18 protein-coding genes are annotated in these 14,372 nt (G+C 64.1%); 7 read left to right on the top strand and 11 right to left on the bottom strand.

Going from position 1 to position 14,372, the window contains the following annotated elements; translation table 11 throughout:
- Positions 1 to 34: 34 nt before the first annotated feature.
- The 8 genes from QUG03_RS00980 to QUG03_RS00945 all read right to left on the bottom strand — a co-directional run bounded on the left by QUG03_RS00980 (position 35) and on the right by QUG03_RS00945 (position 4,452).
- Positions 35 to 733 carry a DUF1834 family protein gene (locus tag QUG03_RS00980; RefSeq protein ID WP_500819170.1) on the bottom strand — a complete coding sequence of 233 codons (699 nt, stop codon included), beginning with the start codon at positions 731 to 733 and terminating at the stop codon, positions 35 to 37.
- A gap of 116 nt (positions 734 to 849) precedes the next feature.
- Positions 850 to 2,097, bottom strand: a complete 1,248-nt coding sequence (locus QUG03_RS00975) for a tail fiber protein (RefSeq protein ID WP_107801255.1) — start codon at positions 2,095 to 2,097, stop codon at positions 850 to 852.
- Between the two features lie 158 nt (positions 2,098 to 2,255).
- Positions 2,256 to 2,471: a hypothetical protein gene (locus QUG03_RS00970; RefSeq protein ID WP_019102036.1), complete on the bottom strand. Its 216-nt coding sequence runs from the start codon at positions 2,469 to 2,471 to the stop codon at positions 2,256 to 2,258.
- 14 nt (positions 2,472 to 2,485) lie between these two features.
- Positions 2,486 to 2,683: a TraR/DksA family transcriptional regulator gene (locus QUG03_RS00965; protein WP_043589247.1), complete on the bottom strand. Its 198-nt coding sequence runs from the start codon at positions 2,681 to 2,683 to the stop codon at positions 2,486 to 2,488.
- Positions 2,680 to 3,258, bottom strand: a complete 579-nt coding sequence (locus tag QUG03_RS00960; RefSeq protein ID WP_500819169.1) for a hypothetical protein — start codon at positions 3,256 to 3,258, stop codon at positions 2,680 to 2,682. The genes QUG03_RS00965 and QUG03_RS00960 overlap by 4 nt, the downstream gene beginning before the upstream one ends.
- Positions 3,258 to 3,482, bottom strand: a complete 225-nt coding sequence (locus QUG03_RS00955; protein WP_227105798.1) for a hypothetical protein — start codon at positions 3,480 to 3,482, stop codon at positions 3,258 to 3,260. The genes QUG03_RS00960 and QUG03_RS00955 overlap by 1 nt, the downstream gene beginning before the upstream one ends.
- Positions 3,479 to 3,901, bottom strand: coding sequence for a M15 family metallopeptidase (locus QUG03_RS00950; protein WP_107801257.1), 423 nt, complete (start codon positions 3,899 to 3,901; stop codon positions 3,479 to 3,481). Before QUG03_RS00950 ends, QUG03_RS00955 begins: the two co-directional genes overlap by 4 nt.
- Positions 3,902 to 4,038: 137 nt before the next feature.
- Entirely contained in the window at positions 4,039 to 4,452 is a 414-nt protein-coding gene (locus tag QUG03_RS00945) for a Mor transcription activator family protein (RefSeq protein WP_048415913.1), read from the bottom strand.
- A gap of 329 nt (positions 4,453 to 4,781) precedes the next feature.
- Here QUG03_RS00945 and QUG03_RS00940 point away from each other — a divergent pair, with 329 nt between their 5' ends.
- Positions 4,782 to 5,501: a S24 family peptidase gene (locus QUG03_RS00940; RefSeq protein ID WP_053077522.1), complete on the top strand. Its 720-nt coding sequence runs from the start codon at positions 4,782 to 4,784 to the stop codon at positions 5,499 to 5,501.
- Positions 5,502 to 5,562: 61 nt separating this feature from the next.
- Positions 5,563 to 6,147: an SIS domain-containing protein gene (locus QUG03_RS00935; RefSeq protein WP_500819168.1), complete on the top strand. Its 585-nt coding sequence runs from the start codon at positions 5,563 to 5,565 to the stop codon at positions 6,145 to 6,147.
- A 146-nt stretch (positions 6,148 to 6,293) separates the two neighbouring features.
- On the opposite strand, the gene QUG03_RS00930 is transcribed toward QUG03_RS00935, so the two are convergent.
- Both QUG03_RS00930 and QUG03_RS00925 read right to left on the bottom strand, forming a co-directional pair.
- A complete protein-coding gene (locus QUG03_RS00930) occupies positions 6,294 to 7,229 on the bottom strand; it encodes an alpha/beta hydrolase (RefSeq protein ID WP_500819167.1) in 936 nt (311 codons plus the stop codon).
- Between the two features lie 297 nt (positions 7,230 to 7,526).
- Entirely contained in the window at positions 7,527 to 8,402 is an 876-nt protein-coding gene (locus QUG03_RS00925) for an HD domain-containing phosphohydrolase (protein WP_205466635.1), read from the bottom strand.
- A gap of 283 nt (positions 8,403 to 8,685) precedes the next feature.
- Between QUG03_RS00925 and QUG03_RS00920 the strand changes: the two genes are divergently transcribed.
- The 5 genes from QUG03_RS00920 to QUG03_RS00900 all read left to right on the top strand — a co-directional run bounded on the left by QUG03_RS00920 (position 8,686) and on the right by QUG03_RS00900 (position 13,573).
- Complete coding sequence (locus QUG03_RS00920; protein ID WP_500819166.1) at positions 8,686 to 10,053, top strand: SGNH/GDSL hydrolase family protein; 1,368 nt, start codon at positions 8,686 to 8,688, stop codon at positions 10,051 to 10,053.
- Positions 10,054 to 10,254: 201 nt separating this feature from the next.
- Entirely contained in the window at positions 10,255 to 11,268 is a 1,014-nt protein-coding gene (locus QUG03_RS00915; protein WP_500819165.1) for a class I SAM-dependent rRNA methyltransferase, read from the top strand.
- A gap of 261 nt (positions 11,269 to 11,529) precedes the next feature.
- A complete protein-coding gene (locus tag QUG03_RS00910; protein ID WP_205466631.1) occupies positions 11,530 to 12,864 on the top strand; it encodes an SGNH/GDSL hydrolase family protein in 1,335 nt (444 codons plus the stop codon).
- Positions 12,865 to 13,024: 160 nt separating this feature from the next.
- Positions 13,025 to 13,216, top strand: coding sequence for a Lar family restriction alleviation protein (locus QUG03_RS00905; protein ID WP_048415908.1), 192 nt, complete (start codon positions 13,025 to 13,027; stop codon positions 13,214 to 13,216).
- Between the two features lie 9 nt (positions 13,217 to 13,225).
- Positions 13,226 to 13,573 carry a DMT family protein gene (locus tag QUG03_RS00900; RefSeq protein WP_048415907.1) on the top strand — a complete coding sequence of 116 codons (348 nt, stop codon included), beginning with the start codon at positions 13,226 to 13,228 and terminating at the stop codon, positions 13,571 to 13,573.
- A 7-nt stretch (positions 13,574 to 13,580) separates the two neighbouring features.
- Here QUG03_RS00900 and QUG03_RS00895 read toward each other — a convergent pair whose 3' ends face one another.
- Complete coding sequence (locus QUG03_RS00895; protein ID WP_048408466.1) at positions 13,581 to 14,372, bottom strand: inositol monophosphatase family protein; 792 nt, start codon at positions 14,370 to 14,372, stop codon at positions 13,581 to 13,583.

The following is a 14,372-nucleotide window of genomic DNA, read 5'->3' as shown; positions in this document are numbered from 1 at the left end:
CGCGCCGGACAGCGCGGCGGGATACTGCGAAAAATCAAACGGCGGGCGACTTGGGCTGCAGCACGACATCCTGGGCCTTGACGGCCGTTTTACCGTCCAGGCTGTAGTCCAGCCGGGTGCTGCGCCATTCGGCGGCGGGGCCTTCCAGCCTGCCGCCGAAGCGGGCGAACAGCTGGTCCGGATCCGTCTCGCCTTGCGGCGACGGCCAGTGGCCGTTGTCCAGCGCCTCGTCCAGCCAGTGGGTGGCGAAATCGCAAGCCACCAGGCTCCAGGGCTCGCCGTCCCGCTGCGCCTGAGCCAGCGGTCGCACTTGCTCGGGAATCAGCGGCGACACCGCCAGGCCGAAATCCTGGGCCGCCAGCAAGCGACGCACCGCGTAAACCAGCTGCCAGACGCCGGCGCCGGCGTAGCCGCGATCCGCCTGCAGGCGGTCGCCGACGATGACGGTGAAGCGGGCCTGCGCCTTGTAGCGCTGGCGTTGGCTGGCCGAAGGCTGGCAGGCGATAACGCCGCCGGCCACGGTCCACAACGCCGGCAGGCGCGCCAGCGCCTGCGGATTCAGACCCGGGCTGCCCGCCGCCGGCGTCAGCCGGCTTTGGTAACGGCCTTGCGCCAGATCCAGCCCGCAGAGGCCGGTTTCGTCCAGATCGGCCGCCACTTCGCGCACCATGCGGCCCAGGCCTTGGCGCAGGCGGTCGGCGATGGCGTCTTGCAGTTGGATCAGCTGGGACATGATTTCCTCAATGATTCAGCGGTTTATCGATACGGCTATTGTCTCGCGCCCGCGGTTTTGGGCTTAGCTGAGCGATGTCAGTGGGGGCTTGCGGCCGCGGGCGCGGCCGAGGTGGATCAGGCCTTGATGCAGGCCAACAGGGCGAGGTTGCGAGGACGGATGGATCGGAGCGATTGGGCGTCGCCCACCGCTTGGCCACTAGGAGTGAGCTTGTGAACTTGAACGGATGAGGAAGTCGCCGGCTCATACCCCAACTCAAGCAAGTTATTGCTCTTGCGATCGATGACTCCAACCGCCAGAGCAACATCGTCGTCCACTAGTGCTTGCGTCGATGCTTGCGCCGAACCTAATACCCGACCTGCATCAACCTTACGTCCATCGTCCCAACCACGGATGAATTCGCCCCGCAGATCGGGCAATTGAAACAGCTCGGTGTTTTCCGGACGGGACGAGCCGGTTTGTTCACCCGGCGGAGTGAACTCGGCCTGGTAGCGGCACTTCTTGGAAATCATCCAATCCTGGAAGTAGCCGCCGGCGGAGTCGGCGTAAATCGGGTCGTGGCCATCCACCGAGAACACAATGGTGTTGTCCGGAATATTGACTTTCAGCTCAGTCTTCAGGCTCCACGCCAGCTTGCCGTCGACAAACAGGCGATAGGTCGCGCCGTCGTAACACAACGCGATGTGATACCAGCGGGCCTCAGGAAACGCATTGGCCTGGCCCTGTACGCCTTCGCAGATAAAACCGGAACCGGGACCGGCCAACCAAACCATCGGCGCCTTGGTCTGCGAATGGATGCCGAGACCGATCTCGCCCCAGGGCGCCGAAGCGTTCATGCCGAAAATCCAGTTGGGATGACCGGTGAACATCGGGTAATGCCAGCCTTCAATCGTGAACGCGTCCGGGTTGAACTTGCTTTGCACGGTGAAGCGGGCGTAATGGCCCTTGGCCTTGGTCTGCAAACTGGTTTTGCCGAATTTGCTTTGCTCGGAGCTCAGGTTCGCGGTGCCCACCAGCACCGCCTCTTTGCCGCTGATCAGATCGATCAATTTGTTGCGATCGTCAAACTTGAGCAGCGCCTGGATGTCCGTGTCCATTTCCTTGTTGGCGAACATATCGCCAATAGCCTGGTACAAAGAGGCATATTGCTGTTTGGACACCAGCGAGCCATCCGCCTTGATCCAGCCCGCCGGCGCTTCCTTGCGGGCGAAATACTGGATGGCGCCGCTCGGAACCGAAGCGCCCGAGTTTGCGCCGTCGTCGCAGCAGCACTGATTCATTTCGATACGTACGGGATTGGTTTCCGCTTGCCCCAGGACATTGACCTGGAATTGCGGCTTGATGCAGACAGTCGTGTTCGACATCTGGCTCTCCTTCTCTGGGTTGATTGAATACGAGGCAGAATCGGCGTCGCGCCTTGGACGCTGTTACCGATCCGCAGCGCGTGGGCGGGGGGAGGAAAATAACTTGGAACCGGTGTAGAAATGCACGCGCGGCATTTGCGCCAAAGCTGTTTGCGCGCTCAGTGGATCAAGCGCTTAAGGAACTCGCCCAGCAGCGTCACCGCCAGCGCGGACACCGCGCCGGACAAGGCGCCGCTGCGCGCGGCCTGGACTTCGACGTCGCGCAGGCGGCTGTCCAGCTCTTCCAGTTTTTTGTCTTGTTTGGCGAGGTGGGCCACGATCATGTCCAGCTTGCCTTCTATGCGGCCCAGGGCCATCAGATTGTCATGTTCCACGTGAAACCCGCCTTTCAGCCTTCGGCCAGTTGTTGGCAAATCACGCAGCGGGTGCAGCTGGGCATGATCGCCCGTCGCGCGGACGGAATGGGGTCGCCGCAATCCTCGCAGTGGCTGTAGCCTGTCTGGTCGAACTGCTGGTAATGGCGGGCAATCGCTTGCTCGCGGAACTCGGTTTCCAGCTCGCTGGCCCGATCGAAAAAGTCGCTCATGGTTGTGGTCCTTCGGAAGTAAACAGCCCGCCGAGCGCCGTCAGCCTTTGTTCCAGCTGCTGGCACCAGGCGCCGTAATCGGCGGCGTGGGCCAGGAGGTCTGCTGCCGGTAGCCCGGCGCCGGCGGAGGCGGCTTGATGGGGATTTGCAATAGATACGGAGTCGGTTGCGGGCACTGCGGCGGCGGAGTAGCCGAGGACTTGCCAGTAGAGGCGCAGGCTGTCAGGGCCAAGGCCGCCATAGCGGCCGCCATCCTGTTGCACGACATATTCGATCCTTTGTTTCTGGTCTCGCAGCCGCTGCTGCAGATCCTGTTGCTGACTCAACAAGCGCGCCTCCTGCCTGCCCAGCAGTTCGCGCAGACGTTGCTGCTGCTGCAAGGCCGCCTGCAGTTGCAATTGAGCGCGCTCCGCTTCCGCGGCCTGGCGGCCTTGATCCGCCGCCCGCTGTTCGGCCAAGCGCGCGCGCCAGTTCTCCGCGCCGTGACGCAGCCCCAGCGGGTAGGCCAGGCCCGCCGCCAGCAAGGGCGGCAGCAGCCAGCCCCCCAATTTCAGCCATGCGAAGCCCGGCCCCATCAGCGCCCGCCTCGATCGCGCCAGGCGGCGATCAGCCGCAAACCGGCGGAGTAGCCGCCGACGATGCCGAGATAAATCAGCCAGATATCCGCGCCCAGGGTGCCGCGCAGCCCTTCCACCACGAACAAGAGCGTGGCCGCCGCGCAGGCGATGTTCGCCCACAGCCGGGAATGGCTCAGCCGGCGGCCGCCGGGCCGGGTCAGCAAGTCGGACAGACGCATCATTTTTTCTCCTTGTCGAGGTCGGTCGGATTCAACTCAAAGTGGGGAAACTCGCGGAACGGCGCGTCCGGTCGGCCATACCAATTCAGGCCTAGCGCGGCGCCGATCTCGCCCATCAGCTGCCAGTGCGGATGGTGGGCGTCCCAGACCGGCTTGCCGCCGATCAGCGGCACCACGTCGAAGGCGCGCGCCGCCGGGCTGCCGTGCAGCATGGCGTTGTGCGCGGACTGGCCCGCGCGGGCGTTGGTCACCTTGAGCCCGGGCCGGCTGCGGCCCTGCGCGTACAAGGCGTCTTGTTCCGCTCCGGAACGCCAGGTGCAGGTGATCAAGGCCTCCACGCCGGCGTCGCGGCAGCGCCGCACAAACGCTTCGGCCAGGGGTTGCAACTGCGGGTGCAGGTCGGAAATAGCTCTGCTGGCCATGAAGACTCCTTTTGTTGACGAAACGTGGCTCATTGGCCGGCCGTCATGCGCGGCGCGCGCGCAGCCCTGCCAGGCGGACGGAACCGGCTTGAAACAAACAGGAGAAATCGGAAGAGAGGGGGAAGCGGCGTATCGCCTTAGTGCAGATCTTGGCTGGGCGTTTTCAGCACGCGCCACACCATGCGGTCGCTCAGTTGGAAACGGATGGCCAGCACGCTGACCGCCTCGTTGGCGCCCAGTCCCTGGTCCAGCAGTTGGTCGAAGTCGCTCAGCAATTGTTGATTGCGCGCCAAGCGCAAGGCCTGGCTGCAGCGCGGCACGTACAGGATGTCGCCGCCAAAATGATGAGTCAGGCTGGCTGCGGCGTCTTCGCCTATCACCTCCACCAGCGCGGCGAAGCGCAGTTGCCCCGCCTTGCTTTGGTTTTTGGAGATGGGCAAGGTAGTGCCGCCCAGCGCCTGCACCAATTGCAAGGTGCGCGGCAAACCGATCAGTTCCGCCACCAGGCGCATGGTTTCGGGCAGGGCCGGGGCGATATTGGCTACGGTCATCGCGGAAATCTCCTTGTAATCACGGAACAAAGACGATAAGTTCTAAATGAGTTATAATTAATCAAGGCCATGTACGCAGTTTGCATTTAGAACTGTCGTTCTAAACACTGGCAAGCCCATGAATTCTATCGAATACAGCCATTCATGCGCTGGCTCACACAAGGACCTTGCCTTGCGCCGACTTGTTTTGAACTTGCCTCAGATTCATAAGTGCTATTTTAGTTCAAAACGTAAAACCGATCAATTAGTACGATGTCACTACCTGTCCTTTAGTGCAGGTCATTTGACCGAGCCGTGGCGCCGGCCTCGCACGCCAAATGGAGTTCTATATGGAAAAAAACTTGGAACAAAGTGACTTCAAGCAACGGCTGGAGTTGCTGATAGGCGCGGAAAAGCCCTACGCCTGGGCCACCCGCATTGGAATCAACAAAGGTTCGTTCACCAATATGTGGTATCACGGCGGGGTGCCGCGCGCGGCCACAGCCAGCAAGATCGCGGAGGCCAGCGGCTGCAGGCTGGAATGGCTGCTGCACGGCAGCGGGCCGCAGTACGAGTCGGCGCCGCCGCTGGGCGCTTCGATCAGACTAGAACGCGATTCGGACTGTTTTGTACCCGACAACGTCCATGAAGAGTTCTGTTTCATCCCGCGCTATAACCTGAAGGCCTCGGCCGGCTTCGGTTCCAATGCCAGCGATGAAGCGCCGATGTTCTATATGGCGTTCCGAAAATACTGGATCAAGAACCATCTGAACGCGTCCGCCCGGGACCTGGCGGTGATCAGCGTCAAGGGCGACAGCATGAGCGGCGTGCTGGAGGACCGCGACACCATCCTGGTCAACACCGCGGAACACTCGCCCGGCGAGGGTCTGTACGTGATCCGCATGGGCGAAGACATCTTCGTCAAGCAGTTGCAGCGTTTGCCCGGCGGCGCGGTGCAGGTGCGCAGCGCCAATCCCTTGTACGAAACCTTTACCGTGGACCTGCAACGCAATACAGGCGAATTCGAAGTCATCGGCCGCGTGGTCTGGTTTGGCCGCCAGATCGGCTGACCCGGACCCGACGCGGGTGTAAACTGTTGTTTTGCCGCACCGCATGAAACGAGACACCACCATGATTCAACACATCGAAGCCAGCCTGAACGAGGCGCAAACCGCCTTGGCCAATCTGCTGGCCAACCCGGAAGCGCTGGCCAGCATCGACGCGGCGGCGCAAACCCTGATCGCCAGCCTGACAAACGGTGGGCGCGTCTTTTCCTGCGGCAACGGCGGTTCGATGTGCGACGCCATGCATTTCGCCGAAGAGCTGACCGGCCGCTACCGCAAAAACCGCCGCGGCATGGCCGCCGTCGCCATTTCCGATCCCAGCCACATGACTTGCGTGGCCAACGACTACGGTTACGAGTTCGTGTTTTCGCGTTATCTGGAAAGCCACGCCCGCGCCGGCGACGTGCTGATCGGCATCAGCACCAGCGGCAATAGCCAGACCATAATCAACGCCGCGCAAGTGGCCCGTGAAATGGGCGTCAAGGTGATTATCCTCACCGGCCGCGCCGGCACTCGGCTGGAGCCGCTGGCCGACGTCTACGTCAACACGCCCGGCGGTCAGTTCGCGGACCGAGTGCAGGAGTTGCACATCAAGGTGCTGCACATCCTGATCGAACTGGTGGAACGCCACTTCTGCCCGGAAAACTATTGAGTTTCCCCGCTTGGTCACGCTTGCCATTGTGCTGACGACGCGCGCCGCGCCATAAGCGACGTCCGTCAGTACAACGGCATTAATGCGACGCAAAAAAACCGCCGCCCGGTCTACCCGGCGGCGGTTCTGCTTTCCGGCGGCGCGCGCTAGCGATTGAGGAAGGCAGCGATGCGCTGATACACCATGCGGCAGACGTCCGGCACGATGGCCTCCAGATTGAGGAAGGCGTGCACCATGCCGTCCAGATGCAAATGCTCCGCCTCCACCTCCGCCGCTCGCAGCTTGTCGGCGTAAAGAAAGGCCTCGTCGCGCAGCGGATCGAAGCCGGCCGACACCAGCATGGTCGGCGACAGCTTGCGGCTGAATCCGCCATGCAGCGGCGAGGCCTGCAGGCGGTTCTCCGCGTGCTGGAAGTAGTTATCGAAATACCAGGCCACCCGCGCCTTGGTCAGCAGATAGCCTTCGCCGTTCTCGTCCACCGACGGCTGGCTCAAGGTGTAGTCGACGCTGGGATAGATCAGCACCTGGCGCTTGATCCGCAGCGAAGCGTCGTACTGCCCCAAAGCGCTGAGGCTGGACGTCAGCGCGCCGCCGGCGGAATCCCCGGCCAGCGACAGCTGGCGCAGATAGGGCAGCCCGCGCGCGTCCAGCGCCTGCCACAAGCCCTTGGCCACGACGGCGGCGTCCTGCAAGCCGGCCGGGTACGGGCTTTCCGGCGCCAAGCGGTAGTCGGCGGCCACCACCACGTGCTGGCTGGCGGCGGCCAAGCGCCGGCAGATCGGATCGTAAACGCTGACGCTGCCCACCATGTGCCCGCCGCCGTGGAAGAACGCCAGCACCGGCAGCGCTCGCTTCGGATCCGGGTGATAGACGCGCACCGGCACGGTGAAATCGCGGCCGGGCACCAGGTCGTCGTTGACCCAGGCGATGTCCGGTCCCGGCGTCACCAGCTGTCGGGTCAGATTGGCCAGCGCTTCGCGCGCGCCTATCGACGTCGCCTTGTAGCCTTTGGCCACCAACTCGGCCAGTTCGCGGTTGTATTCTTCCAGCCAGACGGCCAGAGCGGGATCGAGCTGATGCATGCAAGCTCCTATCGGCCCAGGCGTGACGGACGGCGCGCGGGCGCAGCGAGAGAAAGGGGACGGCCGGGCGCGGGCCGCCGCGGCGCCAAGCGCACGGCGAGCGGTCCGTTGCGGACTTAAACCGGTTCAAAGCCCAGCGAGCAGCAGCGAGGCCAAGCGAAAACCGCCGGGAAAACGGTTTTGCCCCTACGGGCTTGGAACAGGCTCTCAGCCAGCTTATACCATTGGTATTGCCACGCAAGCGTACAAGCGCGCATGGCCTCGCTGTTATTCCCGTCGGACCGCGCCGGCGCTCCTTCAACCAAACAGGCGCTCGAGCAGGCTGGGTTTGCGCGTTTGCAACAATTGCTCGGCGCCCAACAGCAGATCGTCGATCAGCCCCGGGTCGGCCCGCGGCTGGCGCGCCAGCGCCGGATTGGAGTGGCCGGACGGCGCCAGCTCCAGATGCGGCCCGCGTCGCGTCAGCCTATAGCCGCCGGCGCAGCTGGGACAGAAGATCTCCTCGCCGTCGGCCATGCCGCGCGGCACCGCGATGATGGGACCGCAGCCCTGACAGCATTGCAGCGGAATGCCCGGCTCGCTGTGGCCGATCACGTGATCGAACCGGCCGGCCTCGCCCAGCAGGATGAAGCGCTCGCCCAGTTCGCGGTCGAACTGGGTGCCCAGATTCTCCCGTACGATGGCCAGCGCGCGCTCCTTGGGCATGCCCCGCCGATACGGCCGGGTGCTGGTCATCGCGTCGAAGGCGTCGGCGATGCCGACGATGCGCGCCGCCAGCGGTATCTCCTTGTCCCTCAGCCCCTGCGGATAGCCGCGGCCGTCCGGCGTTTCGTGGTGGCGCAGCACCGCGTCCAGCGCCAGCTCCGCCAGCGGGTGATCGCTGAGCAAGTCCGCCCCCACCCGGGGATGGGTCTTGATCACCTCGTACTCGGCGTCGCTGAGTTTGTCCGGCTTGTTCAACACCGCGTCCGGCACGCCCACCTTGCCCAGATCATGCAAAAAGCCGCCCAGCGCGATGCGCTCCACCTCGGACTGCGGCAGGCCAAGATCATCGGCCAGCGCGTAGCTCAAGCGCGATACCCGCCATAAGTGCCCGCCGGTATAGGCATCGCGCGCCTCCACCATCATCGCCATCGTATACAGCGTTTTCAGCAGCTCCCGCGCTTGTCGCATTTCCGTCCCCGCATGCCGATGAAGCCCGGCCGCGAGAGCGATATCTGCAAGCGCTCCGGCGGCGACTCAGGCCGAATGATTTCAATATGGCATATCAATGCGGCTTTGCTGCGCTGGCAGCAATACGACAGTCAAACGCTTGGAAATAGAGCAATAATTCCATTTGCATGAAATTTTCATTTTTCTTGGCTAGCCTAGGCGGCACGCGGATTGCGCGCCGCCAGCGGCGCCGGTCCATGCGTTCGCGCCGTCGCCTGACGGCGCTCCACACGAGGAGACAACAATGAAATCGCTGCTATTGCTGGGCCTTGCCCTGAGCCCCCTGGCCCACGCCGCCGCCGCCGAACCCATCCAGCCCGACCCGCGCTACAGCCATGTGCTGTCCTCGTCCGGCCCGCTGAGCCGCGAGCAGCTGCTGAAGACGGCTCCGCCGGCGCCGCAGAGCCGCGCCGCGCGCGGCGACGCCAATGTCGAGCTGATGTCGGTGCCCGGCCCGGCCACCTACACCTATCTGCGCTGCTATTACCGCACCGGCGGCGACGCCGCCAAGCCCACCACCGACTACGTGTGGGGCCTGGACCCCAGCAGCGGCGACTACTACCGCCTGAACGGCTATTGGTGGTCCAGCAGCGCCTTGGACTGGAAGAACATGTATTACACCGACGTGGCGCAAAGCACGCTGCAATCGGTGTGCCGCGGCACCTTGCAGAAGAAGGGCATCCAGCAGAACCCGGCGATGGTGTTCGCCGCCGACAACCAGCTGTCGTTCAACTACACGGTGTGGACCAACGACAAGGCCGGCCAAGGCTCCGCCGTCAACAAGATCGTCGCCTTCGGCGACAGCCTGTCGGACAACCAGAACGTCTACAACGCCTCGATGTGGACGCTGCCCAACCGCAACAGCTGGTTCCTCGGCCACTTCAGCAACGGCCAGGTGTGGGTGGAGTACCTGGCCGGCCGCCTGCAGCTGCCGGTGTACAACTGGGCGATAGGCGGCGCCGGCGTGGACACGCAAAAGCTGGTGATCCCCGGCGTGCTGCAACAGGTGCAGTCGTGGAAGGACTACATGAAGCAGGCCCGCGACTACGATCCGGCCACCACGCTGTTCACCATGCTGATCGGCGGCAACGATTTCGTGAACTACAACAACTCGGTGGACAAGGTGATCAGCGGCCAGAGCCAGGCGCTGACCAGCCTGATAGACGCCGGCGCGCGCAACATCCTGGTGCTCAATCTGCCCGACGTGTCGCGGGCGCCGGTGTTCCAGTTCAAGTCCGGCGCGGCCCAGGTGGCCGTCCAGGTGCGCGACTACAACCAGCGCCTGAACGCGCTGGCCGCCCAGCTGCGCCTCAAATACGGCAGCGGCCTCAAGCTGAACGTGTTCGACAGCTACGCGCTGTTCAACAAGGTGCTGGGCAACCCCGCCGCCTACCAGTTCAACAACGTCACCCAGTCCTGCCTCAACATCAACGCGGACTCCAGCACCAACTACCTGAGCGCCCAGAGCCCGCGCGCCAACTGCGTGAATCCGGACAGCTTCGTGTTCTGGGACACCTTGCACCCCACCACCCGCACCCACAAAGTGCTGGCGGACGAGGTGTACGGCTTCCTGAACGGCTCCGCCGGCCTGGCCGCCCTGCCGCGACGCTGAGGACCGGTTCTAAAATCGATTGAATCAAGCAAGCGACCCAGCCCTTCCCCGACAGGCCGCTCACCGGCGGCCTGTTGTTTTGCAAGGGCTTTTCCGGACGCGCATTTGAGCGCGGCTGCGGCAAGGCATACAATGAAGGATTTTCCGGCGCGCCCGCCCTCAAGCAGCGAGCCGGCCCGGAACCGCAAGCGAAGGCCCCCGATGTCCTCCCTGACCCCATTGCTGCAGAGCGCCGAAGCCGCGCGCGCAGAACTGATCGCCCGGCTGCAAGCCGAAGACACCAATTGTTACCGCCTGTTCCACGGCAGCGTGGAAGGCGCGCCCGGCCTGACCGTGGACCGCTACGGCGAGCAGCTGCTGGCCCAGACCTTCCACCAGCCGCTGAGCGAGGACGAACTGGCTGCGATCCACGCCCACTACCAGGCCAGCCATCCCGGCCTGCCGCTGCTCTACAACGACCGCAGCGCCGGCAACTCCCGCATCGGCAACGCGCTGACGCTGGAACAACAGGCCGAAGCCGAAGCCGACCACACCATCCGCGAACTGGGCGTCAACTACCACTACCGCGCCCGCCACAAGGGCCAGGACCCGTGGCTGTTCCTGGATTTGCGCGCCGCGCGCCGCCGCGTGATGCAGCTGGCCGCCGGCAAGAGCGTGCTCAATCTGTTCGCCTACACCTGCGGCGTCGGCGTGGCCGCGGCCAAGGCCGGCGCCAGCTTCGTGATGAACGTGGACTTCGCCGAATCCAGCCTCAGCGTGGGCCGCGCCAACGCCAAGCTCAACCTGCTGGCCACCCGGCCGCGCTGCGTGCAGAGCGATGTGTTCGCCGCCATCCGCCAGCTGTCCGGCATCGGCCAGCCGGAGCGCGTGCGCGGCAAGAAAATGCCGCCCTTCCCCAAACTGGAAGCTCGCCAGTTCGACCTGGTGTTCCTGGATCCGCCGCGCTACTCCAAGAGCCCCTTCGGCGTGGTGGACCTGATCAACGACTACCAGGCGCTGTTCAAGCCGGCGCTGCTGGCCACCGCGCCCGGCGGCACGCTGATCTGCTGCAACAACGTCGCGCAGGTGGACGGCGACGACTGGCTGGAAGCGCTCAAGCGCAGCGCGGCCAAGGCCGGCCGCGAAGTGCGCTCGGCGGAATGGATCGCCCCGGACGCGGACTTCCCCAGCCCGGACGGCAAGCATCCGTTGAAGATCGTCGCGCTCAGCGTCTGATCTGTGCTCTTGACGGCTTAGGCCCCCGCCCTAGCTGCCGCCGTCACATCCAATCCCAGTGAACGCCCGCCTTCCGCGGGCGTTTTCGCATGAAAAACCACAGCGTTTAAGCCATATGGCATTTTTACGCATAACTTAAAATTACCGTTTATTTTCACCTGTAAATACTTAAATATCCCGATACGGCACCACGCCGCAACGGCCGCGCTAGACGGCATACAACAGACAGCTTGACTCAAATCACGTATCGGGAAAGTCGCTATGAAACCTCAACTGCTACGCGGCCTGCTGGCCGCCGCCGGCCTGTTCGCCGCCAGCCAGGCCCATGCCCAGCTGGACCCGCAATTGGACTATCTGTCTCCGGGCGGGCCGCTCAGCGAAGCCCAGGTCAAGGCCGCGGCGGCCAAGCCGGCCGTGGCGATGGGAGCCGCCACCTACACCTATCTGCGCTGCTATTACCGGCTGGACATGAACGCCGGCAAGCCGCAAACCAGCTACCACTGGGCGCTGGACCCCAGCAGCGGCGACTACTACCGCGTCAACGGCTACTGGTGGTCCGGCAGCATCGTCGCGCTGAAGAACATGTTCTACAGCGACGTGGCCCAGGACACCCTGGCCGGGGTCTGCCAGAAAACGCTGGCGGCCAAGGGCGTCAACCGCCCGGTGGCGCTGTACGCCGCCGCCAACAACCAGATGTCCTACAACCACACCATCTGGAGCCAGGACAGCGCCAGCCAGCCGGCGCGCGTCAACAAGCTGATCGTGTTCGGCGACAGCCTGTCCGACACTCAGAACATGTACGGCGCCTCGCAATGGCGGCTGCCCAACGCCAAGAGCTGGTTCATCGGCCGCTTCAGCAATGACCGGGTGTGGGTGGAGTATCTGGCCGAGCAGTTGAAGCTGCCGATCTACAACTGGGCGATCGGCGGCTCCGCCGGCGATCAGCACCTGGTGGTGCCGGGCTTGCTGCAGCAGGTGGAATCGTGGTCGCAATACATGCAGAAGGCCGCCAACTATCGGCCGGAAAACACCCTGTTCACCATGCTGATAGGCGGCAACGATCTGCTCAACTACGGCCGCACCGTGGACCAGGTGATCGCCGACCAGGGCAAGGCGCTGGAACGCGTCATCACCGCCGGCGCGCGCCACATCGTGGTGCTGAACCTGCCCAATCTGGCCCGCACTCCGGCGGCCCAGGCCAGCGGCAAGGCCGCCGCGCTGGCGCCACAGGTGCGCGATTACAACGCAAAACTGGCGCTGCTGGTGACGCAATTGCAACAGAAGTACGGCAGCACGCTGAAGCTGAACCTGTTCGACAGCAACACCCTGTTCGACGACTTGCTCGACAACCCGGCCAAGTACCAGGTCAGCAACGCCACCCAGTCCTGCCTGGACATCGCCGGCAACGCCAGCCTGCCCTATATCTGGGAGCAGAAACCGCGCGCGGAATGCGGCAATCCGGACGCCTTCGTGTTCTGGGACGTGCTGCACCCCACCACCCACACCCATAAGCTGTTGGGCGGCTACGTCGCCAACTTCGTCAAGGCGGCGGATCCGGCGGTTTCGGCCGCGGCGGCGCTGAAGGCGCGCCGCTAAAAGCCGCTAACAAAACTGCGCAGCGTCCCTTAAGCCAAGACGCGCCCGCGCGGGGACGGCGAGCGCCGCTCCCGTCCTTCGGCCGCCGCCCGCGCGCGGCGGCCGGCTTTGCGGCGCGGCGTCTTGCGGTAAGATGCCGGTTTTAGCCGGACATCCCGCCATGAACCAAGCCCCGCAAACCGTCCTCAAGCCCTGCCCCAAATGCGGCGCGCCCGCCCTGCTGGTCAAGGCCGGCTCCCGCCGCTTCTGGGTGCAATGCAGCCGCTATCCGGACAACGGCAACTGCGGCGCCATCGGCGCTCAGGCCGACAACAAGAAAGAAGCCGTCGCCAACTGGAACGCCGGCCGCTGAGCGCGCATCATGAATCTCTCGCCCTATCTGCTGACGCCGCTGTTGCTGGTGTTGTCCAATGTGTTCATGACCTTCGCCTGGTACGCCCACCTGAAGGACATGTCGTCCAAGCCCTGGTGGCTGGCCGCGCTGGCCAGCTGGGGCATCGCCTTGTTCGAGTATTTGCTGCAGGTGCCGGCCAACCGCATAGGCTACGGCGCGATGAGCTTGTCGCAGCTGAAGATCATTCAGGAAGTGATATCGCTGTCGGTATTCATACCGTTCGCGGTGTTTTACATGAACCAGCCCTTCCGCTGGGATTACGTCTGGGCCGGGCTGTGCCTGGTGGGCGCGGTCTATTTCATGTTCCGCGGCTGAAGCCGGGCTATTGGTTGGCGCGCACCCAGCGGTGCCATTGGGAGAACAGCTCCGGATTCAGCGCGGCGATGGCGGAGCGCTTCCAGATCACGTCGCTCCAGTAGTCGTCGCTGTTGAGGCTGGCGATCTGACCGCCGGCCTCTTCCAGGATCACCGCGCCGGCGGCGTAATCCCACAGCCGCTGGCCGCCGTGCAGATAAAGATCGTAGCGGCCGGCCGCCAGATAACACCAGTCCAGCGTGCTGGAGCCCAGATTGCGCAGGCTGCCGCAGGGGCAGGTGCTGCCGATGCGCGCGGCCAGCTTGCCGGAGCGCAGGTATTTGACCTCCACGCTGGCGATGGCGTCGCACATGGTGTTGACCACGGTTTTCAAGGGCAGGCGCTGGCCGTTCAGATAAGCGCCCTCGCCGCGGCTGGCGTAGAACATTTCCTGGGACACCGGGTTGTAGATCACGCCCAAGCGGCTCTTGCCGCCCACCATCAGGCCGACGGAGATGGCGAAATACGGCAGGCCGTTGACGAAGTTGGTGGTGCCGTCTATCGGGTCCACCACCCACAGGCCGTCCTGGTTTTCCGCCCACAGCCGGTCTTGCTCGGCCAATTCCATCTCCTCGCCCAGCACCGGGTGAGGCAGAATGCGCGGCAAAGCGGCCTGCAGCGCCTGCTGGCAAGCCATGTCGGCCTCGGTGAACAGCGTGCCGTCGTCCTTGCGGCTTTTGCCCACGCGCAAAAAGCGCGGCATCACCTCGTCGCGCGCCACTTCCCTGAGCACCTGCATCACCTGTTCCAGCACCTGCAT

The organism is Chromobacterium sp. CCUG 30098, from assembly GCF_059916605.1.
This window is presented reverse-complemented; position numbering and strand designations above follow the sequence as displayed.

Excerpts from the sequence above, each read along its gene's own strand:
- QUG03_RS00945 (WP_048415913.1), bottom strand. The coding sequence starts at position 4,452 with ATGACCGTAGCCAATATCGCCCCGGCCCTGCCCGAAACCATGCGCCTG.
- QUG03_RS00965 (WP_043589247.1), bottom strand. The coding sequence starts at position 2,683 with ATGAGCGACTTTTTCGATCGGGCCAGCGAGCTGGAAACCGAGTTCCGC.
- QUG03_RS00900 (WP_048415907.1), top strand. The coding sequence starts at position 13,226 with ATGAATCTCTCGCCCTATCTGCTGACGCCGCTGTTGCTGGTGTTGTCC.
- QUG03_RS00980 (WP_500819170.1), bottom strand. The coding sequence starts at position 733 with ATGTCCCAGCTGATCCAACTGCAAGACGCCATCGCCGACCGCCTGCGC.
- QUG03_RS00955 (WP_227105798.1), bottom strand. The coding sequence starts at position 3,482 with ATGATGCGTCTGTCCGACTTGCTGACCCGGCCCGGCGGCCGCCGGCTG.
- QUG03_RS00975 (WP_107801255.1), bottom strand. The coding sequence starts at position 2,097 with ATGTCGAACACGACTGTCTGCATCAAGCCGCAATTCCAGGTCAATGTC.
- QUG03_RS00950 (WP_107801257.1), bottom strand. The coding sequence starts at position 3,901 with ATGGCCAGCAGAGCTATTTCCGACCTGCACCCGCAGTTGCAACCCCTG.
- QUG03_RS00920 (WP_500819166.1), top strand. The coding sequence starts at position 8,686 with ATGAAATCGCTGCTATTGCTGGGCCTTGCCCTGAGCCCCCTGGCCCAC.
- QUG03_RS00935 (WP_500819168.1), top strand. The coding sequence starts at position 5,563 with ATGATTCAACACATCGAAGCCAGCCTGAACGAGGCGCAAACCGCCTTG.
- QUG03_RS00925 (WP_205466635.1), bottom strand. The coding sequence starts at position 8,402 with ATGCGACAAGCGCGGGAGCTGCTGAAAACGCTGTATACGATGGCGATG.
- QUG03_RS00905 (WP_048415908.1), top strand. The coding sequence starts at position 13,025 with ATGAACCAAGCCCCGCAAACCGTCCTCAAGCCCTGCCCCAAATGCGGC.
- QUG03_RS00895 (WP_048408466.1), bottom strand. The coding sequence starts at position 14,372 with ATGCAGGTGCTGGAACAGGTGATGCAGGTGCTCAGGGAAGTGGCGCGC.
- QUG03_RS00910 (WP_205466631.1), top strand. The coding sequence starts at position 11,530 with ATGAAACCTCAACTGCTACGCGGCCTGCTGGCCGCCGCCGGCCTGTTC.
- QUG03_RS00915 (WP_500819165.1), top strand. The coding sequence starts at position 10,255 with ATGTCCTCCCTGACCCCATTGCTGCAGAGCGCCGAAGCCGCGCGCGCA.
- QUG03_RS00940 (WP_053077522.1), top strand. The coding sequence starts at position 4,782 with ATGGAAAAAAACTTGGAACAAAGTGACTTCAAGCAACGGCTGGAGTTG.
- QUG03_RS00960 (WP_500819169.1), bottom strand. The coding sequence starts at position 3,258 with ATGGGGCCGGGCTTCGCATGGCTGAAATTGGGGGGCTGGCTGCTGCCG.
- QUG03_RS00930 (WP_500819167.1), bottom strand. The coding sequence starts at position 7,229 with ATGCATCAGCTCGATCCCGCTCTGGCCGTCTGGCTGGAAGAATACAAC.